Genomic DNA, 12765 nt, shown 5'->3' on the forward strand with positions numbered 1-12765 from the left:
TCCGCAGACCCGCCCGTTGATGTCCGCGAACTCGCGTGAGGTTGGTGCGATCGGACATACGCTGCCCCTGACGCCCGAGCGGACCGAGGGGCGGGGGCATGTGCAGCGGAGAACGGATGACGATGACGACTGATTCGGAGCACGATCACGTCGCTGCGATCGAGCGACTGAAGTACCGCTACTGGCGAGCGTCAGATGCCAAAGACGCGGACGCATTTCGCGGCTGCTTCATCCTCGCCGGCGCGCGGATCGACTACGGGCCGATGGGCACCTTCGACGATGCCGACGCCCTGACGGACATCTTTCGGCGGGTCGCGCTGCACAAGCTCGACGGCCGGTTCGCCATCCTCGACATGCACCACGGCATGCATCCGTGGCAGGTCCCCGATAGCCGGTCCAGGCAGTTCTAGAGCCAGTTTCTTCTAGCTGTCGGTCAGTCGATCTCGCAGCCCACAGGGTGGTGCTGGTGGGTGCATCGGGCAGCGTACTCGGCCGGGGTCTGGTAGCCCAGCGCCGAGTGGCGGTGCCGGTGGTTGTGGTCGTCTTTGAAATCGTCGATCACCACGCGAGCTTCGAGCAGGGTGGGCCAGCAGTTGCGGTTCAGGCACTCGTCGCGAAGCCGGTTGTTGAACGATTCGATGAACCCGTTGTTCCACGGCGTGCCGGGCGGAATATAGGAGATGCCTACCGACCCTGCACAGAACGCCTGGAGCGCCTCTGAGATGAACTCAGGGCCGTTGTCCATGCGTAGCACCATGGGTGGGCCACCCCAGATCGCGAAGGTCTTCTCCAATTCCTCGACCAACCGGTCGGCGGTGATCGAGCGATCCACGATGTTGAGCAACGACATCCGGGTGTGTTCATCGACCATTGATGCGATCTTGACCTTCTTGCCATCCACGGTCGAGTCAAACTGAAAGTCCAATGCCCACACCACCTTCGGCGCATCCGCCGCCACGATCGGCACTGACGATTGCCCGGCTCGTTTGCGCCGCGGCGCCCGGCGCACCTGCAGGCCCTCCTCCGTCCACAGCCGATGCACCTTCTTCTTGTTCACCTCGATACCGTCGTCGAACCGCAGGTGCGCCCACGCCCGCCGGAACCCGTGTCGCGGGTGCTTGCGGGCGTAGGTGCGTAGCTGTGCACGCATACCAGCGTCCGGGTCGGCCGGTGTCTGAGCCAACGGCAGACGCCGGTAGGTAGACCGTGAAAGCCCAACAACCCTGCACGCCATACGTTCTGACATGTTCTTCACGTCTTTGAGCATGTCGATCGCGGCGCGTTTGGCGGTCGGGCTCAGAATTTTCCCTTGGCGATCTCCCGCAGCGCGTCTTTCTCCAACTCGGCGTCGGCGAGCAGGCGCTTGAGCCGGCCGTTCTGCTCGCGTAGCTCCTTGAGTTCCTTGGCGGCATCAGCGTCCATACCGCCGTACTGGCGGCGCCAGTTGTACAAGGTGGCCGCCGACACCTCGAGGTCGGCGGCGATCTCCTCGCCGTTCTTGCCCTCGGCCGCCAGTTCATCGGCTCGGCGCAACTTGCGCACGATGTCCTCAGCCGAGTGACGCTTCCGTCCCGCCATGATCCCTATCGTCCCTTCTCCGCCCTCAACAGGGCAATCAGGACTCTAGAACCACCCAGACCGGTTCACGGGGGACACGCCACCAACACCAGCGAGACGACTGCGACGGGGCGATGGTCGTTGCGCTTCCGACAGGTGAACCTGCTCGACCGTACCGAGACGGTCATGCTGGGGGAGTACGACGACGAGTACGTCGTCGAAGACGGCGAGTGGAAGATCGCCGCGTCGAAGCTGACTGAACGCTGGCGGATGCGGCAGCCACTGTCGCCTGACGTCGAGATCACTGAGGGGACGTTCGGGACCGCCGACGGCTGATTCGGGTGTCGCTCATAGCTCTTGACGTTGGCATTACAGATGCCTAGCAGGTGACCTCTATGCGGGCCGCAGGATCGCTACGAGGAAATCCGACTTGTCGGTGAACGGGCGGACGTCCCAGGACTCCAGGAGCAGGTCCTGAGCGAAGCCGGCGGTGGCTGCGTTCTCGAGGAACTCGTCGAACGCGTAGTCCCGGCCGGCGCCGAACCCGATTACTGCACGGCCGTCGTTGCGGAGATGTGCGCGCAGTCGCTCGAGGACGGTGACGCGGGTGCTCTGCGCGAGGAACGCCATCACGTTGCCGGCCGAGACGATGAGGTTGAACGGTTCGTCGATGCCGCGGGCGGGGAGGTCGAGTTCGGCAAGGTCGTTCACCAGCCAGCGCGGGCCTGGGTGGTCTTCTTCAGCGGCCTGGATGAGGACCGGGTCGACGTCGACGCCGACGACGTCGTGTCCGACCTCGGCGAGGTACCCGCCCACGCGCCCCGGGCCACACCCGGCGTCGAGGATGCGGGACCCGCGCGACGCCATCGCGTCAATGAGCCGGGCCTCGCCGACAAGGTCGTTGCCCTCACGTGCCAGGGTGCGGAAGCGTTCGACATACCAGCTGGAGTGGTTGGGATCCGCGGCGGACTTCTGCATCCAGATGCTCTGTTCGACCATGCCCGCATTCTGCCAAACGCCGGAATCATCGACCGAGCCGAAACGCAGCGGGGCGTTGGCCGACTGTCAGGTCACTTCTGGCGGAAGTGGGGCGCTGAACGCGGATGCCAAAGGAGACTCAGTACGGCGACTTCGATGACCAACAGCAGGAGGTCGAGCGTGCTGGTCACTGACCTGTCATAGGTTGCTACGGACGTGATCCCGGAGGCGATGCCTACCGCGCCGATGACAGAGGCCGCCACGCGCGCCCAGCGGAAACCGCGCAGGTTGGTGTACGCAAGCAGTAGCCAGAGTCCGGCTAGAGCGAGGCAGGACGCGACGATCAAACCGGTCGCGACGTTGGTCCCGGTCTCGCTAGAGACACCTAGTGCGTCAGAGCTCCGATAAGTCGATCCGTCACTGAGGAGAACGGACTGCCGCAGACGTGCTTCTTCCCTGACTGCGTCGACCAACGAGAGCGCGTGAAACAAGCCGATGAGCTGGATGCTCGCTCCGGTGATCATCAGTCCGGTGGCCAGCCACACTGGGGACGGTGTGGACGCGGAACGTGTTCGCAACACGCGTTGCGCACAATGCGTGTCAGTCGTCATGCGATGACAATAGGGCGGTTCGACGGCAGCGAGAGATTCTGCTGCACAGCGCATTGGCCCATGCTGGTCGGAACCGTGTGGGCGTCCCGAAGCTACGACTGCACGCCGGTGGCGGAACGTCACCGGAGTCCTCATCCGTTCCAGGTGGGTACTCAGGCCAGCATGAGTCTCGTCGATACGTCGGCTATCGCGGCATCGAACCGCTCGCGCCCGCCCGCGGTGTTCAAGCCGCGCATCGAACAGTGCGGAATCTTGCCTGGCGGCACGTAGATGCCGGCGCGCGTGATGGATGCACGACGCCAACCATCGCGAGCGGAACCACCGAGAAGCAGGACGATCTCAAGCTTCGGGAGCAGGTTCACCACTTCCCGGGTCCAACGGGCCCCGCGCGCCCGCTCCGCCGGGGTCGATCCACCGTTCTTCACACCGGCAACCGGGAATGGCACCACGTTCCAGTGGACGACATCACCCCAGTCGACTCCGTGGCGGGCATACGCCTCGCGGCAGTTCCGCGCGGTCCGGTCGTCGTTGTCCAGACTCAAGAGACATGAGCCGCTGGTCGATTCGGCCTTGGTCGACGGGTTGTCCAGCAGGACGAGCATGCGAGCGTTCACACCGCCGGTGTCGGGGTCGACGTAGGGCACCTCACCTCGACGTAGGCCTTCGGTGTCGACTACCCGATCGGCGAGTTCGTTGAGTGGCGCTACGTGGGGTTCCCGAATCCGCGCCATCTTCGCCGCGACCACATTGGGGTCCGCGTTGCGTCCGTTCACCGGCCCCATCGTTGACCCCTACGAGGCGATCGCAGGAAAGACGATCACCGAACCGTCCTTCTCCTGGACCATGTCGATGGTGACCTCCGACTGCCGTCCAGCAATCTGTGCTGTCTGCCCGAGATCGCGCAAGCGACGCGTTGTGTTCAGCAGTTTGTCCACCTCGCCGGAGGAGAACATGATGTCGCGGATGCCGTGAGACCGGTCAAGTTGCAGCGCTGACAGGCGAAGCAAGACGCCGTCAAGGCGGCGATCGATTGCTTCGATATCTTGTTGCTCCTTATGCAGCACCGCAGCGAAGCGTTCGAACGGATTCCCTTCCGACAACTGCGCGTGCTCCACCGCTTGGAGAACGATGACTCGCCGCTTCATCGCGATAGCAAGCTGGGCAAGCTCGACGTGGACGTAGAACTCGCTGTCTGCTGCCTCGACACCCGGGATCGCCTTCGCAAGGTGGTTCAGTTCGACCTTGTCACTGTCAAACGTCTGCAGGGCCTTCTCCCACCTGGCGATTCGGGATGCGGCTTTCGACACGGCGTTCTCGATCGCGAACACCGCGGAGTCCAGTCCCAGGGTCACTCCGATGCGCCCTTCGTCGAGCACGATCGAGGTCGCCTTCTGGATAGCACCCCGGCAGGCCTCCAACGCGTGCCGCTCGGACTCTAGATTGTCGGCGACAAGCTTCTCGAGTAGTTCAGTGATCCGTTCGAGGGTCTTTTGGCGCTGCTGGTCGGCGTATGCGCTCACGCCCACAGCTACAGCCATCAAGACCAGGGGAGCGGCGACGGTCAGCGCACCGGCGCCGGCGGCGGCAACTCCCGCCGTCGTCGCCGATCCTGTCGCGGCACCCGCCGCGGCGGCCTTTCCCGCAGTGACAGGTACGAAGGATGCTTGCGCGGCGATCTTGGACCCATTCGTGAGCGCGCTGTGCACGCCGCCCGCGACGGTCGACGACGCCATCGGCTTGACCATGCCGCCAGCTACCTGTGCCGCAACCTTGGTCGGCAGGACCATGCGGTACAGCGTTTCACCGCCGTCCGTAACGACCTTGGGCGTACTCTTCACCAGCTGAGACAACTGCTGCGCCAAAGGACTCACGCCGTGCAGGTGGATACCCTTCGACCGATCGAGTGACTCGGGCGCCGCATGAGCCTCCAGCGTCGTCAGGGGCGTCTCGCTGAACTCAGCGAGCGCACGGCGAAGGCCCGCGAGCCGATCAGGAGTCAGCGCTGTGTCGCTCAGGACTGCGGGGATATCCGCCTCATCTGTGGCCAGCGTCCACACCGGTACCTGGACGAGTTCGTTGGACATCGGACCTCCATCTGCGTGGGAACGAACCGAATGTATCGGACATGGCCGACACCGTCGCGGTTGGTCCGAACGGACTACAACGCCTCGCGTGTTGGATGGACACCCGTCACCAGGTCGCGGAAGCAGTAGGCCCGCAGACGAATCGAGTTCTGTGCCGAACTTGTGGTTCGAATCCTCGGTTCGCCTCCCGTCGGTTGGCCAACCGCTACAGTGACCGAGTTGTCCGGATGCGCCTTGCGCCCAGGGCCCATCCGCTGGCCGAGGATCCGCCTGCCGGATGCACCGGTCGAGCTGTCGAATGCGGGGTTTGCTGTGTCATCTGTAGGGCGAGGTTGGACGCTTGTCGACGTCGAGACGTCCGGATTGAGTTCGCGTCAGCACCGTGTACTCAGTTTGGCCGCGATCGCGTTGGACGCAAACGGACACGTAGTCGGCGAGTACTCGTCGTTGTTCAACCCCGGGTGCGATCCGGGTCCCGTTCACATCCATCGCCTTACGCGCGAGCGTCTCAACGGTTCGCCGACCTTTGACTCTGCACTGGAGCACCTACGCGAACTACTCGAAGGTCGGACGCTGGTTGCGCACAACGCGGTCTTCGACCACGGCTTCCTCGTCGAGGAGGCGCGACGAGCAGGGGCTACTCTCCCGATCACTCATCGTTTGTGCACCATCACCTTGACGCGGCGGCTCCAATTGGACGTCCCCAACGCCAAACTCTCGACACTTGCTCAACACCGGTCGGTCCCACAACGAGCCGCCCACGACGCCGGCGATGACGTGCGAACCTTGCTGGAGGTGTTTCGACGGAGTACCGGCCTTGCGAGCACTTTGGGATTGCCACTGCCCGTCGTCGCGTGCGGTGCTGCGACTCGCGCGTATCCAGACAAGGTCACCAGAGTGCCTTGTCCGTGGACCGACCCCGGCCGTTATGACTCGGCTGTGGGACTGATCCAGGGCACCAAAGTCGTGATCACGGGATCGACGCATGCGCCTCGCCTCGAGCTGGCTCGCCGTCTGGCCGATGCAGGATTGGACGTGATGAACGCGGTGAGCGGCAAGACGGGGTTGCTAGTCGCCAATCCCGGGGCACCGGACAGCCGCAAGTTGCAGCGCGCCCAAGAACTGGGAATCCCATTGGTTGATGAAGCGACTGCGATCTCGTTGGCCGAGCGCGTCGTGCCCGGCACACTGAAATCAGTTCCGGTGATAGAGGTCATTTCCTCGCCGGCCCGGACTCGCGAGACACCCCCGCCACGGGCGTCGAGTTCACTGCCATGGTCCGGTCGACGGGTTCTCGTGCTGGGAGGACTCCACAGCGACGCGACGGCGGTGCGGGCACGTCTTGTCCAGCTTGGTGCTGTGCCCGCCATCAACTTGACGGCCGCAGTCACGCACGTTCTTGTGCTGAGCGGGGGAGAAGCCGATGGTCGCTTTGCGAGAGCGCGGGATCGGGGTCTCCCGACCCTTGAGGCCCATCATGTCTCGGGTGTCGCGGACACCAGCGACCCTGCTATAGCTGAACCGCAGGGCGTCGATGACGGAAGCACGGAAACGAGTCCCGCGCCGACTTCGTTGTCCTCTGGCGCAGTCGTCGACATCCCGCAGGAGATGGATGGGTTTACAGTCAACGTCGCGTGGACGTCTACGCACGGCATCTCGTCCCGCGGCCCCGAAGTCGACGTCGTCGCATTCGAGTTGGCGGGTGACGGGAGAGTCCCGTCAGACGATGAGTTCGTCTTCTATAACCAACCGGCCAGTCCAGATGGTGTCGCACGACTGTCGATCGACGGTGACCGCGAGCAAGGCCTCAGCATCGACCTCGCCGCGGCTCCAGACGAGATCGAGCGAATCACGATTGGTGCCGCAATCGACGGCGACGCAACCTTCGGGGATGTCGGCGCTATCTCAGTGACTGTTGACGCAGCCGAATTCACCTTCGCAACAGCAGTTTTAGACGCCGCGACGACTGAACGATCGATGATCATCGCGGAGATCTATCGACGAAATGGCCTGTGGCGCTTTCGCGCAGTCGGCCAGGGCTACGACGACGGCCTCGCCGAGTTCGCAATTCGGCATGGGGTGGAGATTGAGGAGTGACAGCAATGGAGAAGGGCGATCCCGGCGCGCGTACGAGTTACTGACTGCCGCTAGAGCGACCACTCGCCCCCAGGCTCTGAACACCAGGGCCGCTAGGGCGGAATCTGATTCATCGTTGCTCTTAGGAAGTCTGTCGCGACTTCGCATACGGCCTGTGTAGGGGGCGGTTCCAGATCAAACCTGCTAACCGTAGTTACTACTACCGCGCTACCCGACTGAATGTAGACCGAGCAAGCTCCGGCACCGATCGAACTCACAAGGACTCGTCGCCCGTTCAGGGAAGTATCTGGAAACCAGGTCTTGCCTGCCAGATTCAGCGCCTTGTGCCCCGTCAACCCTTCGGAGCGACGAATGATGTCCCCCACGAACTGTGCAACGAAGGACATGTCGTCGTCGCTGTACTTCCATCGGCATCCTCTAGCCGTCTGGAAGTCGGATCCGGCCATGTCAGCTGCGGAATCTACAACTAGACCGAACTGACGCAGCGTTTTATTCGAAACCTGAGTACAGGGCTCGTAGGGTGACCCGTCATTATTGATGCTCCAGCGATTGGGAAACTTCGTTTCGAAGGGCAGATGCCTCCCGGCGTCATCAGTTTGCCTGATTGCCGCGGTCGGGGTTGATTGCACTGTTGACTGAGTGGATACCGATTGAGGTGCCCCACGGGTGGTGCACCCAACGAGGGCGGCACCAAGCATCAGGAGACAAATACTCCGGTACATACACCTACGCCTTCAGATCGCCGGCGCTTGCGCGTCGGTCTCGTCTATCGCCTGACCCGCGATCTGACACTGTTCGCCGAGAGCTCGAGCGAGCGTGGCCTGGCGCTTGCACTGGTCAGCGAGTGATGCGACCGCTGGAACCAACAGCCCATAGAACCGTTCTCCCTCGACGCAGTCACCGAAGTATAATTCCAGCACCTGGCGCTAGACATTTCTGCGACTTTTTAAGCCGGTCGTCCCTCGTTTTGTCAGCAAGAGCTCCCAAGGGCGACCGAATAGTTGCTGCGCAATCGGGTGGCCGGAATGCCTCAAATCGGAATCTGGTCGAGTGTCGCACGGAGGAAATCGACGGCAATGTCGCAAGTTTGGCGAGTCGGCGGCGGCGGGTCGGCTCCTAGCCGAAGCACCGAGGTAATGACGACGGCGTCTCCCGAACGAACTATGGCCCCGCACTCTGCGTCCATATATGACCCAACTAGGACGGGTCGGCCATCAATCTCCGTGTCCATAAACCATGTCGTGCTCGATGAGTACATCCCCTTGTATCCACCGAGACCCTCCGGTGGCCGGATCAAGTTGCCCACAGACTGGGCGAGTGAAGAACGACGATCATCTTGGAACCTCCACCGACATCCGCGGGCGGTCTGGAAGTCCGACGCAGCAACGTCCGAGACGGTCGACTCCTCTAGACCGAACTCACGGACAACGGTCACGGGAATCTGAGTACACGGTTCGTATGAACTGCCGTCGTTATTAATGTTCCATCGGTTCGGGAAATTCGTCTCGAATGGCAGCGTGCGTCCGAAGTTATCGGTTTGTCGGATCGGCGCAGACATGCTGGATGACGACGAGTCGGCGGACGATGGGACGGGCACCGGTGTTCCATTTACCGCGCAGGCGCCGAACATCGGACCGGCCAGTGCAACGATCGCTACTGCTACCGCACCCTCTCTAAGTTGCAAAGTCGGCCGCACCCTCCATATCAACCTGCTCGATTGATGTCGCGGCCGCACGGCATCGTTCGCCGAGCGCTGAAGCCCTGTACACGCCGCGGGTAAGGTCGCTCGACAGCTGAGCCGTCGCACGTGTCAGACCGTCGAAAACACCCTCACCTTCGCGACAGTCGCCAAAATAGTTCGAGCGAAGAATGCCATTAAGCCCCTCAAGGGCGGAAGTCAGATCGCTAGTTACCTGCTCAGCCACAGCAGCCCGACGCTCCCAGTCAGCTCGCTCTGATCGCAGTACAGTTCCTCGACCGTGCGGGCTGACGGGCGTTTCCGGGACGGCCTGGGGCAGCAGAGAGTCGTCGGCGAATGGCGTGCTCATGGGTCCCCCTCCCGGTGACGGACCCTTGCTGGGGCCGACTCGTCGAACAGACTAGTACGACGCGGGGTCATTGTGACGGGGGCCGCCGAGTTGTGGACGAACTCGCGACATGTGCGTAGTGGGGGGTTCTCGTCCACTCAACACAGGGGCTTAGAGCAGAAACGAGATTCCGGAGTCTTCGCGGACAGAAATGGGACGGCACCCAACCTGGCGTGTCACCGCGAATACGGGTTCAGCCGACCTGTGGACACCACCGCGAGAACTCCAGCTTCATGATCTAGCATCAACCGGCACACGGTGATGACTGCGGGGGAGTCCGGTGATGACGACATATGTCGATGAGGTGCGGGCGTATTTGTCCGGTTTCGGCGATCCACCTCGGCTTTACGATGCCCTCCGCGATGCCACACTCGCCGTTCCTCTCGACCTCCACGGACGACTGTTCACGCTGGTGGAGGCCGGTATCCCCTGGATGCTGGCGTTCACGACGCCGGAACGCCTGCGTGACTTCGCCGAGCTCACCGACCGCAGCCTGGACGAGGTCCGCTACCTCGACGTTCTCGGTCATGTGCTGATCGACCGAGTCCTCGACCAAGCCCCCGAACCCACCGGCCTAGTCGTCGATCCTGCGACACCTTCGGCGATGACGTTCCCGCCATCCCGCGAGCTAACACCGCACTGCTACTACGACGATGAGGGCGAGGTAGTCCGATGATTGAGAATCTGCGCGTCGACCCCGAAGTCCTGACAACGGCCAGCGCTGGTATCAACGGCGTGATCAACGGCCTCGCCGATACGGGCGTCGGTTCGGACTACAGTGCCGCGATCGGCCGCGGATACGGCGACCTCGACCTCAACGGTGGGACGATCGGCCATGCCGACCCCAAGAGCGGCCTCGAAGAGTACTGCTCCCGTTGGGAGTGGGGTGTTAGAGCGCTCGTGATTGGCGCGGCCCAGATCTCGATTGGCCTCGAACTCGGCGCTAGCTACTACGAACGCGAGGAGAAGTGGTCGGGTGACCAGCTCAAGAATTACGCGATGGATCTGTTCGGCGACCCCAGTCTTCAGCCGGAAGACATCGAAGGAAAGTCGTGGGACGAGCTCATCGAGCACAACCGCGATGCTCTCACCGACCCGAAATGGGCATTGACGCCGGAGGAGATGGAGAATCACAGGAAGTTTGCCGAGGAGAACAGAACGTCCTTCATCGAGGACCTGAAGACCTTCGGTCACCACTGGGTCGATCCGTCGTCGCTTATAACCGACACGATCGACGGCTTCGAGCGCGACGGGTTCACCGCAGACTCACCTAGCGGCCCTGGCGCCGAGGGTCATTCCGATCCTGCGCCGGACGGCAACTAGATGGGCCTGTTCGATCCACTCGAGGGCGGCAAGGAGTTCTTGGGCGGGTTAGTCGACGGCGCCACGGACATCATTGGCGGCGGCCTCCGCGCTATCGGTCTCGACAGCATTGCGACCGGCGTCGAGGACCTCGGGGACGAAGTCGCGGACTCCCTGGGCGCAATGCCCGACGAGGAGGAGCTGGGGAGAACAAAGGACCCCAGAGAACTGGTCCTCGGCGAACCCGCCGCGATCGCCTCTATGGCAGACAGGTTCAGTGGCTTCGCAGATAGCTTTGGCGCTGCTGGTGCAGGCTTAAGAGGGGTGTCGGTCGGGGACTGGTCCGGCACCGGCGAATCAGGGTTTCGTGACGCGATAGCGAGCCAGGTACCACAATGGTTCGCTGCAGCCGACGCCGCGAACAAGGCAGCTGCAGCACTGACCGGTTGGGCCGGCGTCGTCACCTTCGCGCAGCAAAAGGCCGCCGAGGCCATCCGAATCTGGGAAGAGGGCGAGCGCAAGCAGGACGAATGGGCCAAGAAGGCCACGATCTACAACGAGGAACTGGACGACTACCAGCACGATCGACGTGACACGCCGCCCACTCATCCGGGACCAAACCCGTTTCCCGGTTACAAAGCCGAGGCACAGCGAGTCCTGAAGATCGGACGAGACCATCGCAACTCGTCCGCCCCGGGCGTAAAGGCCGAACTAAGCGATGCGGCAAACATGGCGCCGCCGATGCCGTCGGCGTTGGACCAGGCCAAGATGGGCGCGAAAGACATTGCGACGGCAGGAATCACAGGTGTCGTCCATTACGGAGGCGGTCTAGCCGGCTCCGCGACCGAGCTTGTCAAAGGACTCACCATGCTGAGCCCGCAGAATCCTTACAACATCGCCAACCCGCATCAGTATCTGCGCAATTCGGCGAGCGTGATCATGGGCATCACCGACCAGGTTGCCAACCCTGACGAGTTCGTCCGAAGCCTCGCCGGAGGGGGATGGTCAACTGATCCAGCCGAGTCGCTGGGGAACTTGATCGGGACGGTGGCTGGATCTGTGGCACCGGTGCCGAAGGGTGCCAACGTCTTGTCCGGGCTGACGAAACCCGGTCGTCACGCGACCCCGTCACCCAGCCCCTCGCCGTCCAGACCAGACGCGCCCGCCGGGCGTCCGCTCCCGTCGCCCGTGCCGCAGGGATCGTCGCCGAACACGCCTGGCGCCAGCCCCAGTGCCGACCTACCTGGACGACAAGGTCCCGACCTCGCCGTCGACCACAATGCGCCTCCGGTCCCCAGAGCTGACGGTCCCGCGCCGGACGCTCCGGCCCCCGAACCACCTGCGCCCGCCGGCTCACCGAATCCAGCTACCACTCCCGACGCCGGCACACCATCGCCGGGCGCCGTCGACACTCCGCCCAGCGGGGGAGCGCCTGAACCGCCTGCACCACGCCCTGACGCAGCATCCCCGGACCAGCCCGTTGCCGGCGGACCTGTCGGCGGCCCCGGCCCGCACACACCCGGTCCCGAGACCCCCGCGCCCACTCCGAATCCCGAGCCCACTCCCTCGCCCGTTTCCGACGGACCGGGATCACCCACGCCGGGACCCACGGACAATCCCTCTGGACCACGAAACCTGGGCGACGACGACCCGCCCGGACCCAACCGCGGCGACACCACCACTCCCGCAGCCGCACCCGGTGGCGACCACTCACCCGGCCAGTCCACTCCCGGACACAACGCCGTCGACCGCGATGGCGCACCGAACCCGACGCACCATGAACCGTCGGTGCCCAAGCCCGACGAGCCCGTCGTCGACCGGAACCCGACCCGGCACGACGAGCCGACGAGCGGGCACCCGCCTAAAGCCGACGAACCAGCAAGTCCGACAACACCTCACACGCGACCCGACCCAGACGCGCCTGGTCCACGCCCCACGCCGGGGTCGATCCATCCCGACGCGCCGACGACTCGACCCGACGTCGTCGAGACCCCGACGCGCACGCCCGAACACGCTGACACCCCTGCAACCGGACCCGTAGCACCGGTC

The 12765-nt window shown here is 63.5% G+C and carries 10 protein-coding genes and 4 pseudogenes; 7 read left to right on the forward strand and 7 right to left on the reverse strand.

From position 1 onward, the window contains the following. Positions 1–122 precede the first annotated feature (122 nt). Positions 123–374: pseudogene (locus tag AS181_RS05025) on the forward strand (nuclear transport factor 2 family protein); the annotation flags it as partial. Positions 375–433: 59 nt separating this feature from the next. Here the strand turns inward: AS181_RS05025 and AS181_RS05030 are convergent. After that, positions 434–1578 (reverse strand): IS3 family transposase gene (locus AS181_RS05030; protein ID WP_091344253.1). Its coding sequence is split into 2 segments (ribosomal slippage): positions 434–1311 and positions 1311–1578, totalling 1146 coding nucleotides; the frame shifts between segments, so codons are not numbered across the junction. Between the two features lie 66 nt (positions 1579–1644). Between AS181_RS05030 and AS181_RS05040 the strand changes: the two are divergent. Further along, positions 1645–1893 (forward strand): annotated as a pseudogene (locus tag AS181_RS05040) (nuclear transport factor 2 family protein); the annotation flags it as partial. Positions 1894–1950: 57 nt separating this feature from the next. Here AS181_RS05040 and AS181_RS05045 read toward each other — a convergent pair. The 4 genes from AS181_RS05045 to AS181_RS05060 form a co-directional block, all read right to left on the reverse strand. Next, positions 1951–2556 (reverse strand): class I SAM-dependent methyltransferase, encoded by a 606-nt coding sequence (locus tag AS181_RS05045; RefSeq protein ID WP_058250487.1) that lies wholly within the window; start codon positions 2554–2556, stop codon positions 1951–1953. A 71-nt stretch (positions 2557–2627) separates the two neighbouring features. After that, on the reverse strand, positions 2628–3146 hold the full coding sequence (locus AS181_RS05050; RefSeq protein WP_139114189.1) for a hypothetical protein: 519 nt from the start codon (positions 3144–3146) through the stop codon (positions 2628–2630). A gap of 152 nt (positions 3147–3298) precedes the next feature. After that, entirely contained in the window at positions 3299–3928 is a 630-nt protein-coding gene (locus AS181_RS05055) for a uracil-DNA glycosylase (protein WP_058250489.1), read from the reverse strand. Between the two features lie 9 nt (positions 3929–3937). Continuing rightward, positions 3938–5230 (reverse strand): hypothetical protein, encoded by a 1293-nt coding sequence (locus AS181_RS05060; RefSeq protein ID WP_058250490.1) that lies wholly within the window; start codon positions 5228–5230, stop codon positions 3938–3940. 312 nt (positions 5231–5542) lie between these two features. Between AS181_RS05060 and AS181_RS25700 the strand changes: the two are divergent. Both AS181_RS25700 and AS181_RS05065 read left to right on the forward strand, forming a co-directional pair. Beyond that, positions 5543–5971, forward strand: a pseudogene (locus AS181_RS25700) (exonuclease domain-containing protein); the annotation flags it as partial. Between the two features lie 198 nt (positions 5972–6169). Continuing rightward, on the forward strand, positions 6170–7327 hold the full coding sequence (locus tag AS181_RS05065) for a TerD family protein (RefSeq protein WP_331456747.1): 1158 nt from the start codon (positions 6170–6172) through the stop codon (positions 7325–7327). Between the two features lie 92 nt (positions 7328–7419). On the opposite strand, the gene AS181_RS24485 is transcribed toward AS181_RS05065, so the two are convergent. Together AS181_RS24485 and AS181_RS24490 are read right to left on the reverse strand one after the other, a co-directional pair. Continuing rightward, positions 7420–8049, reverse strand: coding sequence for a DUF3558 family protein (locus tag AS181_RS24485; protein ID WP_078113838.1), 630 nt, complete (start codon positions 8047–8049; stop codon positions 7420–7422). A 308-nt stretch (positions 8050–8357) separates the two neighbouring features. After that, a complete protein-coding gene (locus tag AS181_RS24490) occupies positions 8358–8957 on the reverse strand; it encodes a DUF3558 family protein (RefSeq protein ID WP_078113839.1) in 600 nt (199 codons plus the stop codon). Between the two features lie 740 nt (positions 8958–9697). Here AS181_RS24490 and AS181_RS05075 point away from each other — a divergent pair. The 3 genes and pseudogenes from AS181_RS05075 to AS181_RS25705 form a co-directional block, all read left to right on the forward strand. After that, entirely contained in the window at positions 9698–10090 is a 393-nt protein-coding gene (locus AS181_RS05075; RefSeq protein WP_058250493.1) for an SseB family protein, read from the forward strand. Continuing rightward, positions 10087–10737, forward strand: coding sequence for a hypothetical protein (locus AS181_RS05080; RefSeq protein ID WP_058250494.1), 651 nt, complete (start codon positions 10087–10089; stop codon positions 10735–10737). Before AS181_RS05075 ends, AS181_RS05080 begins: the two co-directional genes overlap by 4 nt. Next, positions 10738–11451 (forward strand): annotated as a pseudogene (locus tag AS181_RS25705) (putative T7SS-secreted protein); the annotation flags it as partial. Between the last annotated feature and the right edge of the window lie 1314 nt (positions 11452–12765).

The sequence above is a fragment of the Gordonia sp. SGD-V-85 genome, assembly GCF_001456905.1.
Classification (GTDB): Bacteria; Actinomycetota; Actinomycetes; order Mycobacteriales; family Mycobacteriaceae; genus Gordonia; species Gordonia hongkongensis.